Origin of the sequence: Paenibacillus sp. LHD-117, assembly GCF_030929555.1 — a bacterium.
In the GTDB taxonomy this organism is placed as follows: domain Bacteria; phylum Bacillota; class Bacilli; order Paenibacillales; family Paenibacillaceae; genus Pristimantibacillus.
The window spans coordinates 22953-41775 of the sequence record NZ_JAVFVT010000026.1 but is presented as its reverse complement, the minus strand read 5'-3'; the positions used below and the strand labels follow the sequence as shown (position 1 = coordinate 41775).

Here is an 18823-nt window from a genome sequence, read left to right as displayed (position 1 = left end):
TTGAACCGAAGAAGCCCCTTGCCTTGTAAGGGCATGGGGCTTCATTGAGTAAATCTCTGGGGGTTATGGACATAAAAAGCGGCCGCCCCGCAGGTTGCGAGGCGGCCATGGCATTTGGACGGGCTACGCCGGTTACGCGTTGCCCGGCTCAAGTGCGTCCAACAGTTGAATCACGATGTCCTCCGCTTGGGCTCTTGTCAGGTCTGCCTTCGGTTCGAACTTCGATTCGGACTTGCCGATCATGATGCCTTGATCAACGATAAGCGCTGCAGCGGACTTCGCGTACGGTGCGATCGCACCGGAATCGGCAAAGGCTTCAAGCGCCGATACGTTGGCGTCCGTGCTGTGGCCCAGGTAAGCCAGCACATTGGCAAGAATAACAGCAATATCCTGGCGGCTAATCGTGCCGTTCGGATCGAATGTTGCGGCGGACTTGCCTTTGATCAGTCCGAGGGCCTTCGCTGCGGCAATGTCTCCCGCGTACGTGGAATCGGCGGCAACGTCTGAGAACGGCGCGCCCGATTCCGGCCTAATGTCAAGACCTTTCACGATCATGGAGATAAACTCGGCGCGAGTAATGCTGCTGCTTGACTGATCGGCTATCCATTCCATTAGAGTAGTTGCAGATCTATTGATCGTTTTAGATACATCGTTGTTATATACATAAATCCATGACCAATGTCCATCGTATTCGAATGGCGTGCCGTCCGCTTTCTTGTATATGCCTGAAGTGTCAATCACGTTATCAAACAAGGATAGATGAACATTCTTTGCTCCTGCTTGGACTAGGCGATTATAGGTCGGAACGACATACTCATTTACAGGTACGACTTTATCTGTTTCAGCCGCAATGAACCAAATGGGAAGGTTTTTCAAACTCTGAATGTCTTCATCTGAAATAAGCGTATCCATTAAAGCCTCGCATGTTGGGAATGCTGCTGCAAAGTACTCCGGATAGTCACGTATCATAAGCATCGTCATATATCCGCCATTGGAGTCCCCGCCGATATAAATTCGATCGGGATCAATATCTTTGTTATTTGCAACATAATCCTTGATCAATTCCATAAGAGCTTTTTCATATTTTGAAGTCCCATCTCCAAATCCCGTAAAACCGTCCATCCAATAAGTTGGCGTTTGAGGAGCCAATACGTAGGCCCCGTCAAAATAGGATTGGATTTCTTCCGTAGCAAAGTTGACGGCTTTATTGCCGGAAATCGCAATAGTTGGATCTGTACCGCCCTCACCCATGCCGTGCAACCAGATCATTAAAGGATTCTTTTTCTTATCCTTAGCTGGAGAATAATCGGCATAGGTTAAAGTAACGCCATCATATGATGCTTTGCCGGTAGAGAAATCATCTACAAGTTCTCTAACTCCCCCAGTAAATGTATCCGCAACCAATCCAGAAACTTTCCCTGCAGGCGTAAGAATGTCTTTTTGCTGAGTAATCGTATACTTACTATCGATCCAGTCGTTTAGAAATGTATCTAAATTAAAATTCATTGATGATCCTAAGGTTACAGTTGGACCAATTTCCATTTCCAACACGGCATATTTTCCTGTTTGAACGGCAGGTTTTCCATTCTTGTCCGCTACATATGCATTTGTAACCTTCCTGTACCCTTCCTCTAGAAAGGGCTTGGCTAGTCGGCTGTCGCTTCTAGCCACATGTACTTTGAATGTTTCTGATGTTACAGAATTTACCGGAACCGGCTTGCCTATATCGACGATGACCTTTGTTATGGCAGGTCCCCAATCCTCAATTTCGGTAACCGTCCGATATGAGCCTGAGCTATGCTGAGTTTTCACTTCCTCAGCCATTGCCCCCGTACTGAAAGAAAGGGCAGAACCAGCTGCTAATGTACATAACAATGCAGCTTTAACGCTTTTTTTAGTTCTCTTTAACATAATCCTAATACCTCCTGCTCTCTCTCCATAATGTAAGCGCTACTAATTTGAGTATTTTTAAAATTGATGGCGCTTACATATATTTTAAGGAAAGCGATACAATATATCCTGTCTTTTATCAGCCTGTTTATGGTCAATTCCTGACTTTTTTTGCTCTTTCCTATATTGACTAGGTGTTACAAGATAGACAGCTTTAAATACTCGATTATAGGACTTTTCATTCGGAAAACCGTGGTTTAATGCAATCTGGGTGATCGGATCATCGGTATTCATTAAATCAGGATACGACTTTTCAAGACGGATCGCATTGATATATTGTAATAGAGTCATTCCTGTATATTTAAAAAAGAACCGCGAAAGATATTCTGACGATAAATTAAATTTGGTTGAGAGAAAGTCAAGAGATAAATTTTGATTATAGTTTTCCCTTATATAATTCGTAATCATGGTTAACCGTTCGAGATATTTCCTTGCTTTGATCCTGCTGTTACCGTTTTTCATAACTTTAAAGTTTTTTAACAGGTTATAAACCAACTCGTAAGATAAACTTGTTACTTTTATATGGGTTAAGTTGTTATTCTCTTTATTTTCATAAAAAGTTATGATTAAGTCTAAAATCTCACGCAACTCATCAAAATGTATTTTTTTCTGTAAATCGTTTTCACCGATTGAGATACAATCAAAGGCAATTTGATCAAGGTCCGGATAAATAGCTTTGATAAATTCATAAGGCATAAGAATAGTGATTGCCTTTCTGTTTTCTCCTCTATTTACTGAAAAAGAGTGGATCGCATTGGAATTGATTAAGACAATATCGCTTTGCCCGGATGCATAAACCTTCCCGTCTATATAAATTTCATCAATCATCCCGGAGAGAACATAAGATATTTCAATACTTTCATGCCAATGTCTTGGTATATACCCCTGTTTGTCTGTGGTATGAATAATGATTTTAATCGGCCAAAAATCATCGACTTTTACCATTTCATATTTGTATTCCATTCAGTGACCCCCCTTGAAAGTAGCCATCGCGGAAATAAAGCTTCCAAGCAGTGCGGCAGTCAAGCGCTATCGCTCCCTAACGAAGTAATTGCTTCAACAAAGTCAGATCCCGCGCCTGAATAAACTTCCCTTCATAACTATTCGGAGAATGGCGATTGAGCAATGCGATAGCCTCATGTACCGACATCCATTTCACCAAATTAGCTTCTTCTTCCAAGGCTTCATGTAGGAGAATCGAATCCGCTTCCGTATGAAAATCGGATATTCGTACGCTCGCATGAGCGGTAAATCCGTATGCGAATTGGATCGATTCGAGCGAATCGCGGTATTCGATGACAAGACCCAGTTCATCCGCAGGCTCTACCGTCCATGCTCCTGCACCAAGCTTGTCAAGCTCTAATCGCAGCACATGGGACGTTTCTTCACCCGGGCCGGAATTTCCGGCAGGAAGACCGTAATGGTCATCGTTCCGATGGATCATGACAATCTGATGTTGGTCGTTGTAGACGACGCCAACAACGGTTTGGCTGAACCAAAACCGGCCGCCATGCCGTCTTGCCGTGTTATCCCGATCGCTGATTCCCAGATCCCGTTCATAAATCTCCCTCAACAAATCCATGCCGATCTATTCCTCTCCGGAGCCTTGATTTAACCCTGCTTCTACCATGCGGATAAAATATTCCCGATTTCTCGGCAAACATGCGATTAGAAAAGGTTGATTGTTAACGCCGTTAAATAATCGACCTTCGAAATCGACGATTTCGCATCCCGCTTCCTTAGCAATCAACAAACCCGAATACAAATCCTCGCCTTCCGAATCATAGACGATTATCGCGTCTAAATCTCCTCTCGCGAGCATGCACCATTGCAGCGTCGGAGCCCATAATCTCATCATACGTTTCGCTTCCACATCGATTGAATGCCTAAGCCGCACGGCTCTTGGCTGATTTTGCACTTGATGCCCCTGAATCCAACCGACTCTGGCTTTCTTCAGAACCGCCGCTTGTCCCGCCGAGATCGGGTTTCCGTTGCAAGTCGCCCCTTCGCCCGCGATCGCCGCAGACAATCGATCCGTCATAGGCTCATAGATGACGGCCATGACCGGTTGATCCACGTAGACGAGCGTGATCGAAATCGCAAACACCGGCAGCCCCACCGCGAAGTTATTCGTGCCGTCAAGCGGATCTACCAGCCACATCCAATCGCTCTGTTCCTCATTGTCCCCGATTTCCTCCGAGCGAATCCGATGGTCGGGAAATGCGGCCTTGATTTTGGACAAAATAATATGTTCCGCGCCGTGATCGACTTCCGTCACGACATCGCCATGCTCGTCTTTCTCGTCGATGCGAACGAGCGTGCCGAACTTCTCTTTCGCCAGGCGTCCAGCCTCATAGGCTGCCGCGATCGCGACTTCTTTCGCTAGCTTCAACATGCCGGATGCTCCCCCAATACCGTAATTGCATATCGCCAACCATTGTTTCACATTATAATCGACTCGAAATCGTTTGTCATGCCAACGCAAACCGAATCATGGCACGCAATCACGCAAAAAAAGAAACCGAACGGAACTCGGTTTCTTCCTTCAAGACGTTTACTTCCCGTACCGCACCACTTCGTCATAAGATAATGCGCCGCCGAAAATATCAAGGGCGCTGCCGATCGTCAGATCCAACTTGCCTCCTGACAATTCGCGGAACAGCTCCATGTCGGCGATCGATCTTGCGCCGCCGGCATAGGTCGTCGGAATGGATACCCATTCCGCCAAATCCTTCACCAGGCTTTGCTGGATGCCGCTTTGTTTGCCTTCGACATCGACGGCATGTACGAGAAACTCGTCGCAATATTGCTCCAAATAACGAATATTGGAAGGGTTCACTTCAAAGTCGCTGAATTGTTTCCATTGGTTCGTCACGACGAACCACTTGCCGTCCTTCTCCTTGCAGCTGAGATCGATCACGAGCCTGTCTTTGCCGGTCTCGCCGACGATGCGGGAGAGATTCTCTTCATCCAGTCGCCCGTCGCGGAAAATATAGGACGTCACGATCGCATGCGTCGCGCCTTGCTCCAAATAATAGGCCGCATTATCGGCCTTGATGCCTCCGCCGATCTGCAGGCCGCCCGGATAATGTCGCAGAGCCGCCAGAGCGGCCGCTTCGTTGCCCGGACCCAGCATGATGACATGACCTCCAGTGAGGCCGTCTTTCTTGAACAATTCTGCGTAATAAACGGAATCATGTGCGGATACGAAGTTTTCGACGATCGCGCCTTCGTTTAGCGTTTCGCCGACGATTTGTTTCACTTTACCGTCATGAAGATCGATGCAAGGTCTGAATTTCAATGTTAACCCTCAATTCTCTCGTTGTGTGCTGCTACCATTGTGACATAGACCGGATAGGAATCGCAATCGTGAATTGAGCTAGCAGCGGCAGATCATGAGATGGTTGCCGTCCGGATCCGTGAAGCGGAACCAATGACCGTGCTCGATGCCGGATGTCAACGCGATGCCCTTCTCCTTCATATAGGCATAAGCAAGCTCGATGTCGTCGGTGTCGAAGTGGAACGCGGGCGTTTGAAACACATTGTCCGGCGCATAAACATTGCTGTCCAGCACAACGTTCTGCCCGTTGTTGTTCATTGGAATGCAGCAGAGATGTCCCGAGAGTATATCGTACGTCGGCTCGAGTCCGAGCAAGTCGCAATACCAGGCTCTCGCGGCTTCGATGTCCTTGACCGGAACGAAAATCCCTGTGATTTGGTTTTTGATAGGACTTGGCATAAGATCGCCCCTCACCTCGGAATTAAATTTTCATAACTATTATTATGTAAACTAATGTTTGGACCATGTCGACCGGGTCATGCCGATGTTCATGCCAATCCGTTCCATATTGCGATGGCTGGCGGAACCAAATGCGCACTGCGCGACGACAATCCGGCATCCAATCTCGCGAGCGTCGCGAAGCCTTGCACGCAGCATTGCCGTATGGAGACCTTTGTTCCGAAACTCCGGCAGCGTTGCTGCGAACGTAAAGGACGCGACATCATCTTTCACGAACATGACGCCGACCGATGCGGCTTGCCCTTCCGATAAACCAAGGTAATAATGCCATCCGGGGCGCTCATGCAGCAGCCGATTATTGGCCGCTACATGATCCTTGCCCTCGATGGATAGACCGGTGCCCAAACAATGAATTTCGGCGTAGACAGGCAGCTCGTCCGAGTCCAGTTTTCTGATTTGAATGACATCGTCATTCTGTTGATCTTGAAACGTAGGCTCTGCATACATCGAGACGTGGAAGGCGGATTGATAATAACCGCGTTCAGCAAGAAGTTTCAGCGTCTCCGTGCGAAATACGCCCGGGGAGACATAGAACTCAGCCTTGCGCTCCCGCTTCTCGTAGAAAGCGATTGCGGCTTCGACGTCTTCAGGCGCCAAAGCGCCTTTGACGTGATTGAAAAGAGGCCATGGCATGTTCCGGCTGTAATAGGCGACCGCGTCGCCTAGCCGCTGCATGTCGACACCCATCGGATTGCCGTCTTGTTCCTTCATCGCTGTCATTCGATCCGACATATAGTCGATTTCGGAATGGACGAGTATGATCGCGCGTTCATTTGGATTCATCGTAAAACTCCATATGGCTCATATCCGCCTTGTAATAAGCAAGCCGGTCGTCAAGCGTACCGGTATGCAGCTCGAACATATGACCGTCCGGATCGAGGAAATAGATCGACTTCTTGTCCCGTTCGTCTCTCGGGCGCCCCGTGAAGAGCTCGACTTCAAGCTCATCCAAGCGTCTTACTTCGCTTTCGTACTCGTCCTCCGCGATCGTAAACGCGATATGCGTATACGTTCGGGCATTGTTCTGCCGATCGATATCTTCTTGGTTCAGAGCGATCCACAGACCGTTCAGGTCGAAATACGCCAGCTTTCTGCCTTTGACCTTTAGCTTTGCTTCAAACACGCGTTCATAGAATCGGATGGATCGATCGAGATCGGATACAGAGAAACATAAATGATTGATAGAGTGTACGTTCATCGCTATTGATCTCCATTTCTAATGAGAAAACCTCTAACAACCCAGCCCAAGATCGTTTTCCTCTCTTAGGTTGGGTTCTTTGTCGGTAAGCAGCTTCCATGATTATACAACTTTTGTGAAGGGCAATAAAGCCCTAAACTTCGAAGTTTGCTAGTTTTGGGTAAATTTGCCTAGCTGCCTTGGCTAATGAAATCGAATCTCGTAGATCGCTGTTGTGCTATTGTCGATTCGCAAGCAACTGGCCCATTGTCCCATCCAAATGAAGACAACTTTCGACGACGAGGGATTCCATTGTTTACAATAGCGTGGCGAATGCCGCCAACCCGAATCCGATCATCGCGATACCTGATAATCGATTCACCTTCGAGTTGAATCATATTCACGTTTCCTTTGAATGAATGTTGATGATCATTACTTTTGGAGGATCATTGGTACAATCCAATTAAATATCAAATCGCGGGATTGAATGGCGTCGTTCCGCTTCGTGATTTGTTTGCGAACCATGATGACGGCCTCAAGCGCCGGGATGATCATTAAATATTGCCCCCCGTGGCCGAATGCAAAATAACAGTCCGACAAGCCGTTCTGCTCGGCAGGCGAACACCACCAATGATAACCGTAGCCGCCATAGATCGGCGGATCGTAAAGGAGCAAAGCGCGGTGACGCATGGCCGTAGACTCCACGACCCATGCCTTCGGCAACAGCTGCTCTCCGTTCCATAAACCTTGATTCAAGTACAACGTGCCGAACTTAACAAGATCATGGCCAAGCAACGAAAGTCCGGTGCCTCCCTCGCTAACGCCGTTTCGCTCCGTCCACTTGGCGGCACGGAAACCGAGCGGCTCGAACAGATGCCGCTTCGCGTAACGCAAGGCAGACATTCCCGATACTTCCGTCAGAATAGCCGATAACAGATGAGATCCGCCTGAATTGTAAGTAAAAGCGCTGCCCGGCGTATGCGCCATCGGCTGCTCCAGCGCGAAAGCGACAGGATCGTTCGCCCTCCTGAGCGCTTTGTACGGCTTGTCGAAGTCCGGCCAATCGAAACCAGGCGTCATCGTCAGCAGTTGCTTGACCGTGACATCTTGCCACCCCTCCTTGCCTCCGACGATGGCCTTGTCGAAGAATGTTCGCAGAGGCTCATCCGTACCGGGCAACTCCCCGCGTGCAATCGCAATGCCGATCAGGGCGGACAGCACGCTTTTTGTACACGAATAGAGCGGCATGACGGCGTCTTCTCCCCGATCATGCCACTCTACCGCAACGCTCGAACCTTGATGGACGATGACGGATGATATCCGCCGATCTCTTAATTGATCCGTAATCCCTTGTAGCGACATTTGAATGCTCCTGCATATAAGTCTTATGCGCGCAAGCTTTAGATGGCAGGCGACACCGGACGCTGCGCAACGACGGAATGCTCCATACATGCGCGAACGCAAAGCTTTAACAGATGCGACTTGCGCGGCTGTTCGTCCATTTGCCAGAACTCGCTGTCTTGAAACAAAAGAATTAACGCCCGTTCCCCCGCCGCGCAAGCGGTTCCTTCTTCGCCCGATAACGATAGGCATATCGTATAAACCGTGGACTCGAAACGTTTCAGTTCGGCCACCTTTTGTTGGAAAAAGCACATCTCGACGTTCTCTCCTCGAACTCCCATTTCTCTAAGCCCATCTTACCCCAGCAAAGCATGGAAATAGTTACGAAATGGTTAAAACATGAAACGTCATCAGGCTTCGCACGTATGAAAGGTTCTCATTGGCTTTCAATTATGGTACCTTATAAAGATGATTATTTTAATAAACCGGCAGTAACTTATAGAAAGCGAGTAAAAGCAAATGGCCTACGATCTATTATTATCCTTTATCGAGCAATTGGGATATGCCGCGTTGTTCCTAGTCTTATGCCTCGGACTCATCGGACTTCCGATTCCGAACGAAGCCGTCGTCATGACGGGTGGAGCGTTAGCCTCCGCCGGAGTATTATCCCCGGTACCTGCCTTTATCATGACATGCCTCGGCATTTGTTCCGCGATGACCTTCGGGTACAGCATCGGCCGGTTCGCGGGAGTCAAGCTGTCGGACTGGTTCCGCAGCAAAAAGAATATCGGCGCGTTCATCGAACGTTCCGAAGAGCTCAGCGAAAAGTTCGGCGGATATGCCATCAGCATCAGCTTATGCCTGCCGTTCCTCCGCCATGTGACGCCTTACGTGATGGGTATGAACAAGATGAAGTTCGGACGATTCGCCATGTTCGCTTACCCGTCTGCATTCGTCTGGACGATGATCTACTTCGTGATCGGAAGCTTCGTCGGCGATCAAGTTCAGCAGATCGCGGATATGATCTACCGCTACGGGATATGGATACTTGCGGCACTTGCGGCGGCTGCGGCCGGTTACTTCGTCTATCGCGGACTGAAGTCGCGCGGCAAAGAAAAAACATCCTCCGTGGAACGGCACATGTAACGCGTTAAAGATCATAAAAACGTAAAGCCCCTGCCGGAGTTGCGAGAACGCAGCTCTTCCGGCAGGGGTTTTCTTCGACTTGCCTTGGCTTAAGCCTCCAGCTTGTCCTTAGCAGCCTGTACGAGCAGATCGAATAGCTCATCATTCTCTTCCAGCTCGTCTTCCAGCGCCAGGAGCTGTTCTTCCTTCCCGGATTCGTGCAGGAAGAACAGTCCGTAGCCCCATTCCGTTCCCCGCTTGCTATGTAACGTCATTTCGTATTCGTTGACATGATTCTCTACGCGGAATTGCACTTTGCCTACGTAGCCGTCTTCCTTCGAATAAGTCATCGACGCATCGATGATTTCGATTGGTTGCATTTGACGATCTTCCTTTCCGATCCCGACTATACGTTTCGCCTACATGCTTAGTAGAATAGCATAGGCCGACGAGCCGCGCAACAAGCCCGCGACCATGTTTAACGCCTATCGGAGCCGCTGCATACAGTACAGTACGGCAACGAATCCGATGTTGCCGCTTTAGTCCGGGGGGATGGATGCGCATGGTGATGGAACTAACGGTTTTGCACTGGGTCTATCTGGCTTTCGTCGTTGCTATTATAGGCTTCATGGTTATGCGAAGAGACACGACGCTGATTTGCATCGCGGGTATTCTGGGGATCGGCATCTTGGCTACGACGACGATCGATGGCTCCGTGAGCGGGATTTTTAACAGTTTTATTTATGCCATTAAGGAATTAATCAACACGATTCTCATCATATCCGTCATCGTAGCCTTAAGCAGGATCCTCATTCGTACGGGTATTAATGAGATTATGATCACTCCGCTTACGCGGTTTATGAAAACGCCAACACTCGCCTTCTGGGGCATCGGCGTCATCATGTTAATCGTTTCGTTGTTCTTCTGGCCGTCTCCGGCCGTTGCGTTGATCGGCGCCGTCCTGCTGCCGGTTGCCATGCGCGTCGGCCTGCCGGCGCTCGGCGCTGCCGTCGCGATGAACTTGTTCGGTCACGGCATCGCCTTATCCGGCGATTATATTATTCAAGGGGCTCCCAAGCTGACTGCGGATGCCGCAGGTCTCCCGGTCCCCGACGTCATGCAAGCGAGTATACCGCTCGTCATCGTCATGGGCGTGGTGACAACGGTAACGGCATTCTGGATGATGCGTCGTGATCAGCGGCTCGGCACGTGGAACGACGGGATCATCGCGCCGGTGGATTCGCCGAAAGATGCGAGCGGAGAAGCGGGTTCCGAAGGAGGAGATTTGTTATCCTTGGGGACCAAACGGCTGATGGCCGTTCTTATCCCGCTCCTCTATGCCGCGAACGTCGCCGCGATGTTCCTGCTAGACTTGCAAGGCGGCGAAGCGACGGCGCTGATCGGCGGAACATCCATCTTGATCATGCTCGCGATTACGATGCTTGCTCATCGGGGCAAAGGGTTGGAGAAAACGACCGGTTACTTGATCGAAGGATTCCTGTTCGGATTCCGGGTGTTCGGTCCCGTCATTCCGATCGCTGCGTTTTTCTATCTGGGGGATGCCGGATTCTTCGCGATGTTCGGCGAGAAGCTTCCTGAAGCGTCCGCGGGTATCGTCAACGACCTTGGCGTGGCGCTTGCGGGCGAGGTGCCGGTGAACGGCGTTGTCGGCGCCGTCACGCTGACCGTCGTCGGCGCCATTACCGGCCTTGACGGTTCCGGCTTCTCCGGCATTTCCCTTGCGGGTTCGATCGCCCAGCTGTTCGGCCATGCGATCGGCTCAGGCGTAGATACGTTGACTGCGCTCGGCCAGGTAGCCGCCATCTGGGTCGGCGGCGGTACGATCATTCCATGGGCGCTTATCCCTGCCGCAGCGATCTGCGGGGTTAGCCCGTTCGAGCTCGCTCGCCGCAACCTGAAGCCCGTCTTGATCGGGCTTGCAGTAACGACGATCGTTGCGATCTTCCTCATTTAACCTGATTTATTGCGGGAATGACTCTTTATCCGGATGCTGGCGTAGACGGCCGCGATTATGGCTATCGCCAATCCGATGAATATCGATATTCGGGTCAGAGGATTAGCCGCATCGCCTTCGTTCTCGGTGGGCAGCGGCGGGATGGAGCCATCTCCGAGATCCGCAAGATCGCTACTTGCCGCGGATTGCAGCGCCGTGCGGCTGCATAAACTGACGTCGAGTGAATCGCCCGTCCCTCTCGCATAAACGATGTAACGTTTGCCTTCTTGGAACTCGACGCCGCAGCTTGCACCGCTCTGAGCCGATGTCACCGTGACGGTTGGCGCGACTTTTCCTTTCCAAATCTCATGGGCTTCGAACGTCCAAGTAACGGGATCTGCAGAAGACTCTGTAAACCACTTCCTCGGTTTATGCCCTGCGATGACGGTACCGTCGAACACCGCGTCGCTGCGGCCCAGCTCCTCCGCCACGGAGGCGGGCATCGCGCAGCTGCAAGCGAATGCCGACTTAGGAGAAATGGCAAAGCTGGCCGCCAGCATCGCGAATGCGAGCACGGCGGTAATCCATGAACGTTTCTTTCTCATTTTTTCTTCCCCCTCTTGTGAGCGATTTCATTGTTTCTATTTCCTATACAACGCTCAGGATTGGGAATTAGTTGCATCCGCGACGCAAAAAGGGCTGCTTCGCCTCCCGTTCCGTGAATGGGTGGCGGAGCAGCCATTATATCTATAGATAAACCGGACGGAAAATGTGAACGATGTGAGAACTGTGGGACAAGCAGCCGAAGAAATCGTACAATTGATATGGACGGGGATTGCCCCTTCTCCGCAATGATACGATAACAATAACGGAGGTACTCCACATGTTAAAAACCGCAATCGGCAGACTAAGGTTCATCGGCTTCTTCGAAGGCATCTCGTTCCTTGTACTGCTGCTTATCGCCATGCCGCTTAAGTATTGGGCTGATATTCCGGAGCCGGTAGCCGTCGTCGGCGCGCTGCACGGCGGATTGTTTGTGCTTTACATCCTGGCCGCGATATGGGCCGCGATCCAACATCGCTGGTCCATTGTGAAGCTCGGCTTGGCATGCGTCGCTTCCGTCCTGCCGTTCGGCCCGTTCGTACTCGACAGGAAGCTGCTGAAAAACGAGAAGTAAGAGCCTACCTTCGTTATTCCCGCAATCGCGCACAAAAAAAAAAGCATCCTTCCCTGCCGTCGCGATAATTCGGCAAGGTTGGATGCTTTTTTTCGTGGTTACGGGCATGTGCCCATCCATCGCCTTAGAGGATGATGAAGAAAAAGAGTGCCGCAAGCGCGAAGCGATAGTAGGCAAACCAGCTGAGACGAAGTTTCTTCATGGCGTTAATAAACGTCACGACCGCGATCATCCCGACCACAAACGCCGAAATCAATCCGACCAAAAAGAGCGGCAGATCGTTCATCGTCAGAAATTCGCGGCTGCCGATCAAGTCGACCGTGCTCGCGGCCGCCATGATCGGGACGGAGACGATAAACGTGAACTCGGCTGCGGCCTTCTGGCTTGTCCCTACCAGCATGCCTCCCGAGATCGTCGATCCGGAGCGTGAGAATCCCGGCCAGAGCGCCAAAATTTGAAAACAGCCGATGATGAACGCTTGCTTGTATGTAATGTCGTCAAGCTCTTCCGACACGACAGGGCGTTTCGAACGATCCGCTACGATCATCAGGATGCCTCCCAGAATTAATCCAATAAGCACGGTTTGCGGTCCGAACAGGTATTCTTTGATCACGCTATGGAGTGCAACGCCGAGGATGCCTGCCGGAAGCATCGCCAGCGCCACATGAATGGCGTTCAGGCCGCTTCCTTTTTTGAAGTTAAAATTAAGCAGTTTCAAAAACCGATTGCGGTACAGCACAAACACGGCAAGCACGGCGCCGAATTGGATGACGACCTCGAACGTGCTCGCACGGTCTCCCTTAAAGTTCAGAAGCTCCCCCGCCAGAATCAAGTGGCCGGTCGACGATACCGGAAGAAATTCCGTTAAGCCCTCCACGATCCCCATAATGATCGCTTTGATTAAATCCATCATGACAATTGCTCACTCTCCCCGTGTACTTCCTTGCTTCAGACATGCCGGGCTCTTCTTCCAAGCTTATGCATGTCCGTACTCGCTCATTTCATTTTCCACGATGTCGGTAAAAATTTCAATCTTGCGAATGCGATGGTCATCCCGCTCCCGGACGATAAACTTCGCGTTCCGATAGTTCCACGCTTCCCCTTCCGGCAACGCGGGCTGCTGTTGGTAGAGCCAGCCCCCGATCGTATCCGCGTCGCCGCTAGGCAGCTGCATTCCCGAAATATCGTTAACGTCGCTAATTAACGCTTTGCCGTCGACCAAATAATGTTCATCCTCCAGCCGCTCGATCTCCTTCGTTTCGTCCGCGTCGAATTCATCGCGAATCTCGCCTACGATCTCCTCCACGATATCCTCCATCGTCAGAAGCCCGGACGTGCCGCCGTATTCGTCGAGCAGAATGACCATATGCACCCGCTCTAGCTGCATAATGCTCATCAGCTTGCTGACCGGCATCGCGTCGGGAACGGCCGTCACCGGCTGAAGCAGTTTTTTCAGCTCGGGCTCGTCCTCATGGTCATGCAGGAATAGATGTTTGGTATTCAGCACGCCGATAATATTGTCCTTGTCGCCATCGGCTACGGGATATCTCGTATATTGCTCGCGTTTGATGATTTCAATATTTTCTTCGCGCGTTTGTCCGACGAATATACAAACCATGTCCGTGCGGGGCACCATGATTTCGCGCGCAAGTCGTTCGTCGAAGTCGAAAATACGGCTAACATAGCCGAACTCGCTTTTGTTGATTTTGCCGCTCTCGTAGCTCTCCGACAGAATATGCCGGATCTCCTCCTCGGAATGCGCCTCGTGCTCGCTGGCGGGCCGGAGGCCGAACAGACGTACGAGCTTGTTCGCCGAGCCGTTAAGGAGCCAGATGAACGGATATGTCATCTTGTGGAACAGGATGATGGCGGGCGCGGTCAGCTGGCTGATCCGTTCCGGCTGAATGATCGCGACGGTTTTCGGCGCAAGCTCGCCCAGCACAACATGCAGGTAGGTGACCAGGACAAACGAAATCAAAAAAGATAGCAGCGTGCCGACGTTTCCTTCGATGCCGAACCGGTAGAACAGCGGATGCAGCAGCTCCTCGACGGTCGGCTCGCCGAGCCAGCCGAGGCCAAGCGCCGTAATCGTTATGCCGAGCTGGCAGGCGGATAAATACCCATCCAGATGCATGGTAACATGTTGAATGGCTTTCGCGTTTTTGACGCCTTCGTCCACCATCTGTTGGACTCGGCTTGCCCTCATCCGGATGATTGCGAATTCGGTCGCGACGAAGAAAGCGGTGAACGCAAGCAATAAGGCAAATGAAACAAGTTTTAAAATCATAATGGCAGCGGCTCCTTCCGGGTCGGTCAAGGACGTTTCATCTCCGCAGTTCCCGACACGGTCGGAAGGTCGGCGCATGCATGATCGTCCACTTATACATCCTTACCCTATGGAAGGCCCTGCATACCTGAAAGCCATTCAACGATTACCGGCGCATCACGCCTGTTATTTCCGAATTACCATGGCACGTCGTCCTCGCTGCCTGCCGCCGCCTCCTGCTCGTCGTAACGGCCGGCTGCGTCCTCCTTCGAGACCCCGGTGCCGATCAGCGGAATGACGTCGGCGAGCTCCATTGGCTGGAGCAGCTCGACCGGCGACATCCCTTTTTCGAATTGGAATGCGTCCCCTTCGATGACCGCGACGTATCTGCCGTTATGTTTCGCGAAGCGGACGCTGTCTCCGAAGTCGGACAACAGCCCTTTGACCGTCACTCCTCCCAGCTTGAAGGTGAACGGTAAGTCCGGTTTCTGCTCCACGAGCGCCGCTGCTGCCGTCTCTACTTGCTCCTGCGACCACCATTCCTGCAGCTCGCGCTTCTCGCTGTGTGCCCATACTTCAACCGCATTCTCTTCTTCGCTGCGCTCCGTCCCCGTCTCCTCTTGCCACTTGTCCGCGATATACTGGTGGACCATCTCCACCACCTGATCGCCGATGACTTCCGGCAACGGTTTCTCGTACGAAACGAATTTCAGGAAATCCTCGAAATATCGCGCATGCGACGCCTGATGGATTTTGAGCTCCCATTGGTCGAGCGAACCTTCCTCCGGCATATGCGGATATTGGATCGATTTGATGCTGCGCGCGCTGATCGCCATCTCCACATGCGAGATCAGATTGCGTTCGTCCGAAATACGAGCGATCTTCGGCTCGAAGTCGCATTTGAGCAGGAACAGGAACGGTTCGTCGAAGTAGGTATTCAGCTTGGAACGGGCGATGATGAAAGCGCCGCCGCGGACCGCGCTCGTGTCCATATAGATGCGGACGAGCTCGTCGGCGATTCCGATGAATCGCTCCCGCGTATCGGCGTCGCGCAGCCGTTGGAACAAATTGTAGTTCTGGTTGCTGCCCAGTTCGTATCCCGGCTCAACCATGAACCGGCCGATCTTCGTCGGCGCGCCGGCCGTATTCGGATTGCGTTCGACTTTCCGTTTGACGATGCGCTTAAATTCCTCGTCCAGAAACTTCTTAATTTCGCTATGTTCATAGTCGTCGCCATCGAGCGTCTGATAATGCTTGAACCGTCTGCCGGATGAGGACTCGTCTTGATCACCATCGGTCAGTATGACGAAAAATGATAAAAACTCCATTCGAAAATCCACGTCAGCGATCCCCCTCATATAAAATTGTCATTGTACTAGAATACCACAACTCTACTAGGGAGGCATCCGTTAGAAGAATTCGAGCACATTGAGACGGCACAGCAATGATATAGACGTTCATCGCGACCGCAAACCCTGCGCCAGATCCCAAAATACTAAACTTCCCAGCTTCCGAGCAGCGGCGTACGCTGTCCGCGATAGAACAGCTTAAGCATATGCAGGGCGCGCGTGCAGCCCACGTACAGCAGCTTCGCGTCTAGCTCGCCGTACGCTTCTTCCCCGGCATCGGCGATCAACACCGCGTCGAACTCGAGTCCCTTGGACAAATAAACGGGGACAACCGTCAGACCGCCTCCGTACGTCGGCTGTTTGCTCTGAACGAGCGAGGCTTCGATGCCTTGACGAACGAGATGCTTATGGATGATTTCGCACTCCCTGGCCGTCCTGCCGATGACGGACATCGTATCGTATACCCCGGCGGCTTGCCAGGATCGAATCGTGTCCGCGATCGCGGGCAGCCAACCTTCTTCGTCCGCCGCTTCCGAGACAACCGGCTCTCCGCTCCGGAACACCGGTACCGCAGGTTTCACTTCGCCCGTCATCCCGCCCAGGATATGGTTGGCGAATTCGATGATTTCCATCGTCGAACGGTAGCTCCGGTTCAGCTCGAACATCTCCGTCTGCTCCGCGTCGAATAACCGCGTAAGCTCCTTCCAGCTCTGAATGCCGACATAAGCGTGGATCCCTTGCTGCAAGTCGCCGAGAACGGTCATGGACGCCGTGCGTTGGCACAGCTTCAGCGCCTCCAGTTGGAACGGCGAATAGTCCTGCGCCTCGTCGATGACGATATGGTCGTATGGAGCCGTCTTGAGTCCGTGCAGGCGAAGCTGGATATAGGCCAGAGCGGCCAAATCCTCCGCAGCGGCCGAGCCGCCGCCGAGCCGTTCGGCTGTCGTCTTCGCGATGGCCCTCGGCATGGACGCCAAAGCAGTTTTTCCTTTAAACAAGGAGAGATAAAGCTGCACGGCCGTGTAGGAAGGGATTTTTTTGACGAAAGCATTCAGCTTCTGCATCGCCGCCGCCCGCTTCTTCTTGTCGGTCACGTTCCTCGCCTTCAACTCCGACTCCAGCCAGCGCCGAATTCGGCTCGCCAGTCGGTCCCTCTTCTGCATGATCAACTCTTCGCCGTAATCCGTGTCGTACCATTTCCTCATCGCCGCGGCAGTCAGCACATACCCGTCCAGCGGCTGGAATGCCGTTTCGGGGACGATCCCGGCCATAAATTCCTCGATCCGCTTGTCGACCTCAGCCTTGAACGAAAGGCACCCTTTATAACGGCCCGAAGCATGCTCCAGCTCCTCGGCGGATCTTGGCTGCTCGAACCAATGAGCCATCGTCTCCGATGGATCGGCCAGCGTCACTTCATGCTCCAAAAGCTGAATGGACCAATCCGAGAACGTCGTCTGGCTAATGTCGCCGACGCCAAGCTCGGGCAAGACGCCCGAAATATAATCCAGGAACATCCGGTTCGGCGCGAAAATAATCATGCGCTCCGCGCGAATCCGCCCTTCGTATTGATAGAGCAGGAAGGCGAGGCGGTGAAGCGCGACCGTCGTTTTGCCGCTTCCCGCGACGCCCTGAATGAACAGCGCTTTATTCCGTTCCGCCCGGATGATCCGGTCCTGCTCCTCTTGAATGGTCGAGACGATGTCGCGAAGTTTGTTATCCTTGTTCTCGCCTAGCCTGTAGAGCAGGAACTCGTCGGATACCGCGCCCTCTTCCTGGCCGCGCACATAGCTGTCGACCATTCGAATAAGCTCGCCGCCGCGTACCATCAAGTTCCGCTTCAAGTGGACATAGCCGTTTACTTCCCCGTCCGGAGAATCGTAGGCCGCCGAAGCGTCGCCGCCGGTGAAGGAGTAGAACAGGCTTGCGGCCGGCGCTCTCCAGTCGATAACCAGCAGCTCGTTGCCGCCGCCCTTCGCGACGCCGGCTTTGCCGATGTAGAGCGGCTTAGCAAGGTCGCCATTCGCTTCGGAGTCAGAGCTTCCTTCCGGCAGCTCCTGGAAGTCGATTCGTCCGAAATACGGCTCCTTTCGCGCAATTTCCAAACGCCGTTTACGTTCCTCGCGCTGCAAGTCGAGCATTTGCTCCGTGAAGTCGTTGCCCGTATATCTCGGCCCGATCTCGCTCAGTTGTTTATCGATATCGCTTAGCGACCTCTCCAGCCGCTGCTGCTCTTCTTGATGCGTGTCTTGGTACGTCTCTTGCTCCGCCATCCTTTTTTCCTCCCAACCGTAAAGAGCCGAGTCTGCTCCAGACTCAGCTGCTTTCGTTATTCTCAAGACTGTTATTCCACTGCATTCATGCCGATAAACCCGATCAATACCAAATAGACAATCAAATTGACGGCGATTAAATACGGTATTCCCACCGTGAACGCACGGTGCTGCGTCTTATGCCGCCAAGCCTTCATGCCGTACCAGACGCCAAGAGCGCCTCCGACCGCGCCGAGAAGGAAAAAGCGCTTCTCCGGCACCCGGCGCTTCCCGCGCTGCTTCGCGCGGCGTTTGTCCCAGCCCATGAGCAAGAACGTAAATCCGTTCAAAACAATCAACAACGCGATGATCCAAACGATGATCGTCATCCGGCCGTTCCTCCTCGCCATCCATTGTGTCCTATTGCATTCTTCGT

The 18823-nt window shown here is 52.0% G+C and carries 20 protein-coding genes and 1 pseudogene; 3 read left to right on the top strand and 18 right to left on the bottom strand.

Features of this window, described 5'->3' with window-relative positions; genetic code table 11:
* Positions 1-132: 132 nt before the first annotated feature.
* The 11 genes and pseudogenes from RB620_RS19560 to RB620_RS19510 form a co-directional block, all read right to left on the bottom strand.
* Entirely contained in the window at positions 133-555 is a 423-nt protein-coding gene (locus RB620_RS19560; protein ID WP_308097281.1) for an S-layer homology domain-containing protein, read from the bottom strand.
* Positions 556-588: 33 nt separating this feature from the next.
* Positions 589-1911, bottom strand: a pseudogene (locus RB620_RS19555) (prolyl oligopeptidase family serine peptidase); the annotation flags it as partial.
* Between the two features lie 84 nt (positions 1912-1995).
* Positions 1996-2913, bottom strand: coding sequence for an AraC family transcriptional regulator (locus RB620_RS19550; RefSeq protein WP_308097212.1), 918 nt, complete (start codon positions 2911-2913; stop codon positions 1996-1998).
* A gap of 76 nt (positions 2914-2989) precedes the next feature.
* Positions 2990-3532, bottom strand: coding sequence for an NUDIX hydrolase (locus tag RB620_RS19545; RefSeq protein ID WP_308097211.1), 543 nt, complete (start codon positions 3530-3532; stop codon positions 2990-2992).
* Positions 3533-3538: 6 nt separating this feature from the next.
* On the bottom strand, positions 3539-4345 hold the full coding sequence (locus RB620_RS19540; RefSeq protein WP_308097210.1) for an inositol monophosphatase family protein: 807 nt from the start codon (positions 4343-4345) through the stop codon (positions 3539-3541).
* 159 nt (positions 4346-4504) lie between these two features.
* Positions 4505-5251 carry a phosphoribosylformimino-5-aminoimidazole carboxamide ribotide isomerase gene (hisA, locus tag RB620_RS19535; RefSeq protein WP_308097209.1) on the bottom strand — a complete coding sequence of 249 codons (747 nt, stop codon included), beginning with the start codon at positions 5249-5251 and terminating at the stop codon, positions 4505-4507.
* 78 nt (positions 5252-5329) lie between these two features.
* Positions 5330-5689, bottom strand: a complete 360-nt coding sequence (locus RB620_RS19530; RefSeq protein ID WP_308097208.1) for a VOC family protein — start codon at positions 5687-5689, stop codon at positions 5330-5332.
* Between the two features lie 51 nt (positions 5690-5740).
* Positions 5741-6532 (bottom strand): GNAT family N-acetyltransferase, encoded by a 792-nt coding sequence (locus tag RB620_RS19525; protein WP_308097206.1) that lies wholly within the window; start codon positions 6530-6532, stop codon positions 5741-5743.
* Positions 6519-6947, bottom strand: coding sequence for a metallothiol transferase FosB (gene fosB / locus RB620_RS19520; protein WP_308097204.1), 429 nt, complete (start codon positions 6945-6947; stop codon positions 6519-6521). The genes RB620_RS19525 and fosB overlap by 14 nt, the downstream gene beginning before the upstream one ends.
* 411 nt (positions 6948-7358) lie before the next feature.
* Positions 7359-8288 (bottom strand): serine hydrolase domain-containing protein, encoded by a 930-nt coding sequence (locus RB620_RS19515; RefSeq protein WP_308097202.1) that lies wholly within the window; start codon positions 8286-8288, stop codon positions 7359-7361.
* A gap of 38 nt (positions 8289-8326) precedes the next feature.
* Positions 8327-8581: a hypothetical protein gene (locus tag RB620_RS19510; protein ID WP_308097200.1), complete on the bottom strand. Its 255-nt coding sequence runs from the start codon at positions 8579-8581 to the stop codon at positions 8327-8329.
* 205 nt (positions 8582-8786) lie between these two features.
* On the opposite strand from RB620_RS19510, the gene RB620_RS19505 reads away from it, so the two are divergent.
* Positions 8787-9413 (top strand): DedA family protein, encoded by a 627-nt coding sequence (locus tag RB620_RS19505; protein ID WP_308097198.1) that lies wholly within the window; start codon positions 8787-8789, stop codon positions 9411-9413.
* Positions 9414-9502: 89 nt separating this feature from the next.
* Here the strand turns inward: RB620_RS19505 and RB620_RS19500 are convergent, their stop codons facing one another.
* A complete protein-coding gene (locus RB620_RS19500) occupies positions 9503-9772 on the bottom strand; it encodes a hypothetical protein (protein ID WP_308097197.1) in 270 nt (89 codons plus the stop codon).
* A gap of 182 nt (positions 9773-9954) precedes the next feature.
* Here RB620_RS19500 and RB620_RS19495 point away from each other — a divergent pair, with 182 nt between their 5' ends.
* The gene (locus tag RB620_RS19495) at positions 9955-11367 is read left to right on the top strand and encodes a hypothetical protein (protein WP_308097195.1); all 1413 of its coding nucleotides are present in this window, start codon (positions 9955-9957) and stop codon (positions 11365-11367) included.
* Here the strand turns inward: RB620_RS19495 and RB620_RS19490 are convergent.
* A complete protein-coding gene (locus RB620_RS19490) occupies positions 11364-11951 on the bottom strand; it encodes a hypothetical protein (RefSeq protein WP_308097193.1) in 588 nt (195 codons plus the stop codon). The genes RB620_RS19495 and RB620_RS19490 overlap by 4 nt on opposite strands.
* 278 nt (positions 11952-12229) lie before the next feature.
* Between RB620_RS19490 and RB620_RS19485 the strand changes: the two genes are divergently transcribed.
* The gene (locus RB620_RS19485; protein WP_308097191.1) at positions 12230-12523 is read left to right on the top strand and encodes a DUF3817 domain-containing protein; all 294 of its coding nucleotides are present in this window, start codon (positions 12230-12232) and stop codon (positions 12521-12523) included.
* 124 nt (positions 12524-12647) lie between these two features.
* Here the strand turns inward: RB620_RS19485 and RB620_RS19480 are convergent, their stop codons facing one another.
* The 5 genes from RB620_RS19480 to RB620_RS19460 all read right to left on the bottom strand — a co-directional run bounded on the left by RB620_RS19480 (position 12648) and on the right by RB620_RS19460 (position 18776).
* Complete coding sequence (locus RB620_RS19480; protein WP_308097190.1) at positions 12648-13436, bottom strand: undecaprenyl-diphosphate phosphatase; 789 nt, start codon at positions 13434-13436, stop codon at positions 12648-12650.
* Positions 13437-13499: 63 nt separating this feature from the next.
* Complete coding sequence (locus RB620_RS19475) at positions 13500-14810, bottom strand: hemolysin family protein (RefSeq protein ID WP_308097189.1); 1311 nt, start codon at positions 14808-14810, stop codon at positions 13500-13502.
* A 176-nt stretch (positions 14811-14986) separates the two neighbouring features.
* On the bottom strand, positions 14987-16129 hold the full coding sequence (locus tag RB620_RS19470) for a DUF3900 domain-containing protein (RefSeq protein ID WP_308097187.1): 1143 nt from the start codon (positions 16127-16129) through the stop codon (positions 14987-14989).
* A 155-nt stretch (positions 16130-16284) separates the two neighbouring features.
* Positions 16285-18408, bottom strand: a complete 2124-nt coding sequence (locus tag RB620_RS19465) for a HelD family protein (protein ID WP_308097185.1) — start codon at positions 18406-18408, stop codon at positions 16285-16287.
* 71 nt (positions 18409-18479) lie between these two features.
* Positions 18480-18776, bottom strand: coding sequence for a DUF1294 domain-containing protein (locus RB620_RS19460; protein WP_308097184.1), 297 nt, complete (start codon positions 18774-18776; stop codon positions 18480-18482).
* Between the last annotated feature and the right edge of the window lie 47 nt (positions 18777-18823).